The organism is Metapseudomonas cellulosilytica (assembly GCF_049334135.1).
Lineage (GTDB): Bacteria > Pseudomonadota > Gammaproteobacteria > Pseudomonadales > Pseudomonadaceae > Metapseudomonas.
This window is the reverse complement of sequence record NZ_JBHZGN010000003.1, coordinates 369,711-379,111: the sequence shown is the minus strand read 5'-3', so window position 1 is coordinate 379,111 and position 9,401 is coordinate 369,711. Positions and strand designations below refer to the sequence as shown.

Sequence of the window (9,401 nt, the reverse complement as noted above, 5' to 3'; positions counted from 1 at the left end):
GCCCTGGGGCTCGGCCGAGCCCAACCGCGACGCCGCCGACGCCTTGGCGCGCATCCCCACGCTGATGATGTGGGATGACCATGACATCTTCGACGGCTGGGGCTCCTACACCCCGGAGATGCAGCGTTCGCCGCTGTTCCGCACCCTGTTCCGCCATGCCCGCCGCGCGTTCTGGGTGTTCCAGATGCAGCAGGCGCTGGAGGACCTGCCCGACCTCACCGACGGCACGCCCCCCGGTTTTTCCTCGCGGGACCCGTTCTACAGGCCCATCGCCTGGAGCAGCCAGCTGAAGAAGGACCCGCTCGCGCTGCCCCTGCTGGATGGCCAGCCCGGCTTCAGCTCCGCCTTCCAGGTCGGCCCGCTGGCACTGGTGGTGGCCGACCTGCGCACCGAGCGCTCGCGCACCCAGGTGCTCGGCGAAGCGACCTGGACGCAGCTCAAGGGCTGGCTGGCCGGTCTCGACGCCTCCGGCCCGCCCAAGCATCCGGGCACCCGCTGCCAGCACCTGCTGTTCATGTCCTCGGTGCCCGTCGCCCATCCGAAGCTCACCACGGCCGAAGGCCTGCTGGACAGCTTCGGCCAGGACCATGTGCTGGACAGCAGTGCCGACGACCTCAAGGACCACTGGTCCCACGACGACCACGAGGGCGAACGCAAGCGCCTGCTGGAAGTGCTCTCCGAGACAGCCAGAAGCAAACGCCTGCGGGTGTCGCTGGTGTCCGGCGATGTGCACGTGGCCGCCTGGGGCACGGCCTACCGGCGTGACCTGCCAGCCAACGAGACCTGGGCGCAGATCCAGCAATTCACCTCATCGGCGGTGGTACACCCCTCGCTGATGGGCGTGGCCGAGCGGCTGTTCCTGGGTTACCTCAACGCCAGCGCCAGCACGCCGCAGACCATCGACGTGCAATACAGCGTGGAGATGATGCTGTTCCCTGGCTTCAACAAGTACGTGATGCCGGCGCGCAACTGGCTGGCCCTGGAGCTGGACCTGGGCAGCGACGAAGCCAAGCTCTGGGTCACCTGGCGCTGCGAGACGGCGACCGCCTTCTCCAACCACCTGCAGACGGTGCCGCCGGCGCGCCAGGCCTAGCCGAGCAGGGAGTGCGGGGAGCTTGCCCGGCACTTGCCGGGCAGCTTGCGTAGCCGGCCTTGCTGCCCTTCAAGCATTCGAACTTCCCCCCAGCGGCATGAGGCCGCTGCGATTCGACCGAAACCTAGAACAGGTGACTGAGCACAAAACCACCGCCGGAGTCCGGGCTGGCATCGGAAAATCCCTTGAGTGCATACAGCTGGACTTTCCAGGCCGGGCTGAGCCTCTGGGTCAGGAACAGGGTGAACTCCTGGATCTCATCGCCATCGGAGGTCACCTTCTCTCGCCAGTCGTAGGCCACCCCCACGGAAGTCGGAGGCGCAATTCGGGTAACCAGGCCGAGCGAGACAAAGATCGGATCCTGGAAGTCGGAGTCCGAAGGGTCACCGAATTTCTTCCAACCCAACGTGGCAAAACCGCTGATTCTGCCGAAGGTCTTGGTGACGTCTACCTGGCCGGAGAAATCGGTCTTGCCGGTTCCCAGGCAGTGGTCTTCATCGGCGGTCGGCAATTTGACCTTGCCTATCAGGTCGACGATCAGCCCATCGCCTCGACTGCCGTCCAGCAGCGCATAGTCCGCGCTGGCCACGGTGTCGCCCAGGCCTTTTTCAACGCTGCCGCAGTCCCCAGCCAAGGGTTCGCCATCCGGCCCGACCGAGGGATTGGTGATGCGCAGGTACGGAATGGTCAGTTTGTAGATCATTCGGCCGGTTTCATATTTCCCGATCACCGGGATATACCAGGTCTCGCTGGTTGTCGGGGTCCCGTACCGCCCGCGCGAGTAGTCGGCCCCAGTCGAAACCGTGAACTCCTCGGCGAGGGCCGGAATGGCCACGCACACCAGCAGGGCCGGCAAGATCACGCGAGCAGCGCTCATGTTTACCTCGTAGCGATCCGGACATCGAAGTTCACATCAGACTCATTGCCCGCCCCTGGCGGAACCTTGCCGGGAGCCACTCGCCCCCTGTCCGCCGCGCCAGGCAAGCAGGGGGAGCCCCCCTGCCCTGCTTAGCTTAGTCGGCTACCGGATTTCCGCGCCCGACGCGCTCGATCCAGCCCCTTAATGCGGTCCCGAATGGTCGATCCGCTCGACACGCTCGACCTCTTCCACCCGCTCGGGGCGCTCGATTCGCTCGGGTTTTTCGACCCGCTCGACGCGTTCGACCCGTTCCGGCCTGTCCACCTTGTCCGGCCGATCGATCCGTTCGATCCGTTCGATCCGCTCGACCCGGACGCCATTCTGGAAAACCTCGATGCGCTCCCGGGTCTCCACGCGGCCATCGGATTCCCGTGTCTCTATGCGCTCGCGACGCTCCACGTCACCAGAGGGGGACACCTGGGTTCGTTCGATTCTTTCCCGCGTCTCGCCATTCTCGCTGCGGCGCTCGATGGACTCGGTGCCACCCCGGCCGGAACCTTCGTTGCCGCTGCCGCTCTCGTGCGCTTGATCCTGCTCTTGCGATTCTGTTTCGCTCGCGGAGGAGTCGTCATGGCCGGAACCCTGCCGGTTGGAAGATGCAGGTCGCTCGCGGAAGAACTCGATTCGCGTCGCCTTGATCTCCCGCCCCTTGTCGAATACGCCGCTGACCCGGATACGCTGGCCGACCGCGATGTCAGCGGATTTCCCACCGGCGAATGACGTACTGCCATCCAGGTGTGCGGTAAAGCTACCGAACTCGATCCGATCGCCCTTCTGGGCACGGACCAGCCCTTCGACCAGGGCGTTACGTACCCGCCCGGCGAAGGGCAGCCCCGGATCGGGACGTGACTGCGCCACTTCCAGCTGCCTGCCGTTCCAGGTCCCGCGCACCAGCACCTCGCCACTGGGTGCCAGGGGCCTGCTCAGGGCCAACCCTTGCAGGTTGCCGGCTCGCTCGATGGCACCGATGGCACTGGCCTGGACAATCTCCGGCGCCCGATCGACCCGGCTGGCGACCACTTCGCCCAGGGCATTGCGCAGGCCGCTGACCCGAACCGGCTCGCCAAGGCGCAGCCCTGCGGCCACGCGAGCATCCGCCGCCAGGTGAATCGGCTGGCCCATCACCCGCAGGGTGGCGCGATCCGCCGTCAATTCGGTAACCGGGCCTTCATAGGCATGGAGGATGGCAATGCTCCGCGCCTCCAGCCCTCTAGGCGACGGGCCGGCCTCCACCGCAACGACCTGACCAATGGCCAGGCGCTGGCTGCTGGCCGGGACACCGTTCTCAGTGAGCGCAACCTTGTTGTCGTAGTGCACTTCCACGCCGTTGACGCAGATCGAACCAAATCCGGTGATGGTCCCGACGATGCCGGTACCGCCGATGCCACCTTCGTCTTCAGCCGGTGCGCCAGTCCCCCCTATACCGCCCGTCGCAACGGCCCCCGTCCCGCCGATGCCGCCTGGTTCAAGACAGACGGGCGCCGCGCTCAGCGACGGCGAAGCCACCAGGAGTGGGCCGCAAAGTAAGGCGAAGACGCACAGGAGGCGCGAGGCAGTGCTCATGACGAACTGGCCGGTTTCGGAGTGGATTCTGCTGGCGGCGTGGGTTCAGTGTAGAAATAAACGCCGATGGTGATGCGCTGCCTGGCGTCAGGCGGTGGAGCGTCCCGCTCTTCCAGCTGGCCCGCCAACTGGTTGAGCCCGATCAGCACCTGCATGCCCTCCACGCTCACCGCATTGCGAAGTTGCTCGATCGCAGCCGGAGACAGGCTGTCGTAGTGGACGCTACGCTCGAACAGCGGCTCGCCGCCTTCGGTCAGGTTGTGGACGGCGGCGCAGGCATGGTCGTGGAGGTTGTGTCGGAAATAGGCTGCCTTCTCGTCGAATCCCCGTTGCGGAATGAATGCCATCGCCTCCAGATGGACGCAGTCCTGGTCGTCAATCCGCACAACCCCCAGGCGCAGCCATTCGTCCAGCACGACACGGGCCCGGATGTCCTTGCTGACCTTCGCCACCAGCCCGTCGAAGGAGCACTCGCCGCCATTGCTCGCCAGGCGCGCCAGGGGTAGCGGCTGGCCGGGCTTGGAACAGAACGGCGTGTTGTTCAGCCAGACGCTGACCAGGTGGGCACCGAAGGAAACGGCCTGGGGCAGGCCGGAATCAGAATCGGCCTCCCTGGCCCGCAAACGCTTGACGTCCTTGCGATGTACGCCGGTGAGCAGGCTGATCCTGCTGTCGCTCGGCGGCTTGTCATCGAGACGGAATTCCCGTTCGGCGACATCCACGAAAACTTCTTTGAGCAGATCGGCAAAGTAGGTGTAGGTGACCCCCTTTCTGAGCATCAGCCTCACCAGCGGGCGCATGACATGCAGCAGCGCCGGCAGTAAAGAGGGAGGCAAGGTCGGCAATTGCATTCGAGGCATTCCTCAAAATCAGTGGCAAGCGGGAAAACACGCCTGAGCGGCCAGTCCAGCTATTCGCCTGAAATTCTCGATAATTCCACCTCCATCGCCTGGAAATCCACACCCGCCTGCGTGGCCGCCCCAGCCTCGCAAGGCCCGGGGAAACTCCGGGCCTTGCGAGGCTGGACCGACTACTCAGCCACCAGAGCGGTCGTCGCCCGGTTCGCCGCCGTCGTGGGCACCACGATCGTCGCCGACATCATGGTCGGGGCCGTCATCCGCGCCACGGCCTACGCCGTGTGCTTCACCCACGTCATGATCGGCACCATCGTCCGCGCCATGCCCCACACCGTGGGCTTCACCCACGTCATGGTCGGCGCCATCATCCGCGCCATGGCCGACACCGTGCGGTCCGCCGGCGTCGTGGTCGGCGCCATCGTCCGCGCCACGGCCGTGACCGCCACCCTCACCGCTGTGGCCAGACCCGCCATGGCCGCCACCCTCGCCACTGTGACCACCACCATGGCCACCACCTTCGCCGCTGTGGCCACCACCGTGGCCTCCGCCGTCGCCGCCGTGACCACCGCCATGACCGCCGCCGCCGCCGCTGCCGCCACCGCCGCTGCCACCACCGCCGCTGCCACCACCACCGCCGCCGCTGCCACCACCGCCGCCGCTGCCGCCGCCGCTGCCGCCACCGCCGCCGCCTTCTTTGGCATACACACTGGAGAAGCTACTGACGTAATCGGGTACCAGGATCGTCGATGCAGAAAGGACTCCGCCGATAGCAAGAGCCAGCAAACATTTCTTGAGCAGCATGATGAGCCTCCGCTTGGAGTTGGACAGTCATTTCCGTTTCCAATGCAATAACCAGTAATCCCCAGCCGCCCATTGGGGCGACCAGCCAACCAGCGCGGCCATCAGACTGCAACAGCTGTGCAACGGCGCTCCGCACGATCCTTCTGAGCCAGTCAGCTTGTTGTGGGAATTTTTCCCACAAACTCAGGTTAGTGCCGCCATGCCGAGTGTCAATGACCGAATATCAGGACTCACCGGACATGGACTTGCGTGAACCACAAGCCGCACGCACACAGCGTCGGCGTGGGTGTACTCCGGTCTCGAACCGGGCTTGCCAGGTCATGGCGCGCGCGGCGCAAGGCGGCTCGCGTCGGGGACCGGGAAGGGGAAGCCAAGCACCGGGAACTTGCCACGCACGCGGTTCTGCGCCTGGCAGTTCTGGATGCAGTTCGTGGCCGGAGGGGCGACCTCCACCGCGTCCTCACCGAGGACGCCGCCCATTCGCCCACCGCTGGCTACACGCCAGACCGAAACGCCCCCGAACTGGCTGACACGGGTGGCGACCTGCGGGCTATCGCGTCCGACCAAGTTCGCGGAGAGGTCGTTGGCGAAATTGATCCGCGGCGTGACCGGAACCGGATAGCAGGCGGGAGTGAAGTTGGGCGGCACGCACAACGGCAGAGGGGGGAAGTCTCTGAAGTTGGGGTTGTCGAAATAGAACACGCCGGGTGCCAACACGTGGGTGATATCGGTGGTCGACCCGTCGGAGCGCGACGGCTCCATCTGGAAGATGCCGCCCTGGGCGCAATCCTTGGCCTGGATTTTCATATCCAGGCCGGGGCCGGTGCGCTCGAGCAGGATATCCGCTCCGTCAACCGAGACCGTCAAGTCTCCGGTCAACACCAGTCCGCGATGATCGGGGAATTTGCTGGCGAATAGGGTCGTCGGCACGCCTCCGGTCATATCTTCCGGATTCGCCGCTCCGGTCAGGGTGTAGTCGCTAACGCCAAGCGTGGCCGCATCGACTTGAAAGACCACGTACTTGCCCTGGACAAGGAAGCTGGTTCCCAGCGTACCTGCAGGCACAACCGCGTCCGTCACACCACTGACCGTCCCGCTTGGCAGCACGACGGAAAATCCGCCCCCTTCGCAGCCCGCTGACTTCGCGGCCGCGGCCTCCTCGCTGAGCAAGCCGAACGAAAACGTCACGAGCGCGGTCAAGCCGGCACTCACGAGCACAGGCTTGCCGGGGATGGGGGGTGTCACAGCCACGGGTAAAAACCATTGGTTGTTCATGATGTCGTCCTCACGCAGCAGCGATGGGCAATAACCAGTGAGCTCCCAGTCGCCCATTGGGGCGGCCAGCCAACCGGCGCGGACATCAATCTCCAGCATGAAAAGACAACTGCGGTTTCCGCACGATCCTTCTGAGCCAGTCAGCTTTGCATGGTGGGATATTTTCCCACGCAAAGAGGCTAGTGCTGTCCAACCGAGTGTCAACGACCGAATGTCAGGACTCAGCGCGACGGCGGTGACCCGGTAGGGTGCGCCGTGCGCACCAGGGGTTGAGCGAGGCGCAGGGGCTGTTCCGGTGATCGGTGCGCATCGCGCACATTACATGGGCAAGTGCGGGAGTTTCGCTCCACGTGCGCAGGTAGGCCGCGGACAAAGGCAAGTCCGCGTTCTACCAAGGCGCATCGATGGGGATCGCAAGGTCATCCCGCGGAGGCGTTCGGGACGCTCACTGCGTCCCGAACAGCGCCGTCCAGTAGATGCCCGCGTCGCTCTTGGGGTCCACCGCATAGGCCGCGCCCAGGTCGCGGAACTGCGGGTTCATCAGGTTGGCGCAGTGGCCGGGGCTGGCCAGCCAGCCTTCCACCACCTTGCTCGCGCTATCCAGGCCGGCGGCAATGTTCTCGCCGACCAGTTGGGCGGAGTAGCCGGCCAGTTCCACGCGGTCGCCGGGGGTGCGGCCGTCGCGGTCCTTGTGGTCGAAGAAGTTCTGGTTGGCCATGGCGCGGGTGTGGCTCTGGGCGGCATCGGCCAAGGTGGCGTTCCAGGTCAGCGGCGCCGCAGCGGCGAAGGATTGGCTGCCGCACTGGCGAGCCTGGGTGCGGGCGGAGTTGATCTGCGCCAACAGCTTCTGCCCTTCCGCCTGCCAGTCACCCAGGCCGCCGGCCAGCAGCGGACGGGCCAGCACGATGCGCCAGTCCATGCCTTGGCGGCTCACGCCGATATCGACGAACTGCGGGTCCAGCACCACCTGGCAGAAGCTTTCCTGCAACGCCTTCATGGCCGCCGGCGCATCGCGCGGGCCGGACAGGTTGATGGCCTGGACATTGACCAGCGGGTAAGCGGTGCGGGTCAGTGCCGTCTGCAGGTCGCCGATGCCGCCGGCCGGCAGGATCAGCCGCGAGTCCGGCTTGAGCGGCGGCAGTTCGGTCGAGGCCTGTCCCGCGCAGGGTTGCGCCTGGCTGCGGTAGGCGTTGATCGACGCGAGCAGCTGCGTTTCCTCGCTCGCCACCACCGTGCCGGCCAGCACCAGCCCCAGGGAAACCCCGGCCAGACGCAAAACGAAAGACGTGACGCCCATGGAACCCTCCTTCTCCAAACTGCGCCCATGATGCGCGATTCCGCCCCATTCTGCGCAATGGCCATGACACGCGCACCTCAAGCAGGGGCACTCGCGGACGCCGCTGCTCAGCAATACCGCTCCACCGCGTGCGCCAGATCAGCCGCCACCCAGGCCGCCGGCGCCTGCGCCTCGTCACCGTCGCGGTACTTGCCGGTGCGCACCAGGCAGGCCTTGAGACCCGCGGAGAGCGCGCCCTGGACGTCCGCGATCACATCGTCGCCGATCATCAGCGTCGCGTCGGCGCGTACGCCCAGGTCATCCAGGGCGCTGGCGAAAAAGGCGGCGGACGGCTTGCCGAGCACCAGCGCCGTGGTGCCGGCGGCGTACTCCAGGGCCCGCATGAAGGGGCCGGCGTCCAGGTGCAGGGCGCCCTGGCCACGGAAGTACCGGTTGTCGCCCATGGAGATCAGCGGCGCCCCTTCGATCAACAGCTGGAAGGCGCGGTCGAGGTGGGCGTAGTCGAAGCGCATCTCCGCATCGCCCAGAACCACGGCATTGGGTCCGGGCAGGTCGAGCAGATCGGCGAACTCCTCCTCCAGCCCCGGGTGGATCAGGCAGTACGGCCGCAGGCCATGTGCCCGGACATGGCGGAGCACGGCCTGTGGCGCGGTGAAGATCTGCTCCGGCGCCACGGCGAAGCCCATGCCGGTCAGCTTGCGGTGGATGGCCGCCCGGCCCTGCCGTGAGGTGTTGGTGATCAGCCGCAGCGGGCAGCCCTTGTCCTGGAGCAGGCGTACCGCTTGCACGGCCCCCGGCAAGGGCTGGTCGTCCTCGTAAAGCACACCACTGATGTCGAGCAACACTGCCTGCAACATGACCGGATCGCCCCTTGGTTGGAGCCTTAGAAGCCCCTGGCGAGCACGAAGTCGAACACGCCGCGACGCAGCTTGCCGTCCTGCTCCAGGGCAATGGCGTTGGCGGGTTTATCTCCGGCCCAGGGATCCTTGGCGATGAAAGGGTCGCCCTTGAAATAGAGCTGCATCGTCAGCGGCACATGCAGCGACTCCATGACCCGGAAGTGGATATGCGCGGGGCGCGTCATCCCCGCGTATTTCTCCAGTCCCGGCAGATTCGGCGGAATGGGATAGCGGCCCGGCATGACGGTCTCGATGCGGTATTGCCCCTGTTCATCGGTGTACAGCATGCCCCGCAGGTGGAAGGTGCCGCTGTCGGTGAAATTGCCGGGCTTCTGGGTGTCGTACAAGCCGGCACTGTTGGCCTGCCAGACTTCGATCAGGGCGCCGGGGACGGGGCTGCGGCAGTCCGAGCTGTAGACGGTGCCGGTCAGGATCAGACGTTCGCCGGGCTCTTCGGGACCGGCCAAGCGGGTCTGGAATGGCACGCCGAAACGGTAATACGGGCCGAGGATATCGCCCGCGGTGGCCTGGCAGCCCCGGGTGGCGGCCAATAGCGGCCGGGCGAGCAGTCCACCTCCCAGCATCACGGCGCTGCCGTGCAGGAATAGGCGTCGCGAGATGCCCAGGTCGGCTGCCGGGATTCGATGCTTGTCCACTTTTGCCTCCTGTCCGGATGTTCGACCCGGTTGCAGACATG

Annotated in this window: 9 protein-coding genes; 2 read left to right on the top strand and 7 right to left on the bottom strand. The window is 65.9% G+C overall.

Annotation, left to right across the window (positions count from 1 at the left end; all coding sequences use genetic code 11):
- Positions 1 to 1,093, top strand: a 1,093-nt coding sequence (locus ACFW0H_RS06025; RefSeq protein WP_459077286.1) for an alkaline phosphatase D family protein, incomplete at its 5' end; no start/stop codon positions are given.
- 124 nt (positions 1,094 to 1,217) lie between these two features.
- Here the strand turns inward: ACFW0H_RS06025 and ACFW0H_RS06020 are convergent.
- The 3 genes from ACFW0H_RS06020 to ACFW0H_RS06010 form a co-directional block, all read right to left on the bottom strand.
- Positions 1,218 to 1,970, bottom strand: a complete 753-nt coding sequence (locus tag ACFW0H_RS06020) for a hypothetical protein (RefSeq protein WP_422912988.1) — start codon at positions 1,968 to 1,970, stop codon at positions 1,218 to 1,220.
- A gap of 183 nt (positions 1,971 to 2,153) precedes the next feature.
- Positions 2,154 to 3,575: a DUF5666 domain-containing protein gene (locus tag ACFW0H_RS06015; RefSeq protein WP_422912987.1), complete on the bottom strand. Its 1,422-nt coding sequence runs from the start codon at positions 3,573 to 3,575 to the stop codon at positions 2,154 to 2,156.
- Positions 3,572 to 4,426 (bottom strand): DUF6502 family protein, encoded by an 855-nt coding sequence (locus ACFW0H_RS06010; RefSeq protein WP_422912986.1) that lies wholly within the window; start codon positions 4,424 to 4,426, stop codon positions 3,572 to 3,574. The genes ACFW0H_RS06015 and ACFW0H_RS06010 overlap by 4 nt, the downstream gene beginning before the upstream one ends.
- A gap of 222 nt (positions 4,427 to 4,648) precedes the next feature.
- On the opposite strand from ACFW0H_RS06010, the gene ACFW0H_RS06005 reads away from it, so the two are divergent.
- Positions 4,649 to 5,284, top strand: a complete 636-nt coding sequence (locus ACFW0H_RS06005; RefSeq protein ID WP_422912985.1) for a hypothetical protein — start codon at positions 4,649 to 4,651, stop codon at positions 5,282 to 5,284.
- 267 nt (positions 5,285 to 5,551) lie between these two features.
- Here ACFW0H_RS06005 and ACFW0H_RS06000 read toward each other — a convergent pair whose 3' ends face one another.
- From ACFW0H_RS06000 to ACFW0H_RS05985, 4 genes are all read right to left on the bottom strand, one after another.
- Positions 5,552 to 6,607, bottom strand: a complete 1,056-nt coding sequence (locus tag ACFW0H_RS06000) for a hypothetical protein (protein ID WP_422912984.1) — start codon at positions 6,605 to 6,607, stop codon at positions 5,552 to 5,554.
- 346 nt (positions 6,608 to 6,953) lie between these two features.
- Complete coding sequence (locus ACFW0H_RS05995; RefSeq protein ID WP_422912983.1) at positions 6,954 to 7,805, bottom strand: CAP domain-containing protein; 852 nt, start codon at positions 7,803 to 7,805, stop codon at positions 6,954 to 6,956.
- Between the two features lie 107 nt (positions 7,806 to 7,912).
- Complete coding sequence (locus tag ACFW0H_RS05990; RefSeq protein ID WP_422912982.1) at positions 7,913 to 8,662, bottom strand: TIGR01458 family HAD-type hydrolase; 750 nt, start codon at positions 8,660 to 8,662, stop codon at positions 7,913 to 7,915.
- A gap of 26 nt (positions 8,663 to 8,688) precedes the next feature.
- On the bottom strand, positions 8,689 to 9,360 hold the full coding sequence (locus ACFW0H_RS05985) for a dioxygenase family protein (RefSeq protein WP_422912981.1): 672 nt from the start codon (positions 9,358 to 9,360) through the stop codon (positions 8,689 to 8,691).
- Between the last annotated feature and the right edge of the window lie 41 nt (positions 9,361 to 9,401).